Source organism: Pseudomonas sp. E45-MNA-CIBAN-0222 (genome assembly GCF_040310405.1).
In the GTDB taxonomy this organism is placed as follows: Bacteria; Pseudomonadota; Gammaproteobacteria; order Pseudomonadales; family Pseudomonadaceae; genus Stutzerimonas; species Stutzerimonas stutzeri_AC.
Genome location: NZ_JBEOPU010000095.1, coordinates 1 through 274, shown reverse-complemented (window position 1 = coordinate 274; position 274 = coordinate 1). Strand labels below are relative to the sequence as shown.

1 pseudogene is annotated in these 274 nt (G+C 57.7%); it reads left to right on the top strand.

Annotation, left to right across the window (positions count from 1 at the left end):
* Nucleotides 1-274: pseudogene (locus AAEZ08_RS22915) on the top strand (VRR-NUC domain-containing protein); the annotation flags it as partial.

Here is a 274-nt window from a genome sequence, read left to right as displayed (position 1 = left end):
GGTGCGCATGATCATGCGTAAAGGTGTGCACTTTCGGGCGAGCAAGCTCAACTATGCCGAGATCGGCCCGGTGCACGCGGCAGTCTTGCCCCTGATAGAGCGGGGTTGGGTAGATGAGCAAAGCCTGCTGCCGTTTGAACAGGTGTTCGCGCTGTTGCAAAAAGGCGAGATTCTGGGGGCCTTCAAACCCTGGATCGATCAACCCAAGGGAAAAAAATCTGACTGGCTACCGGTGTTGTCGGCGCAGTTTGCCGAAACCCGCCGCTTCCAGCAC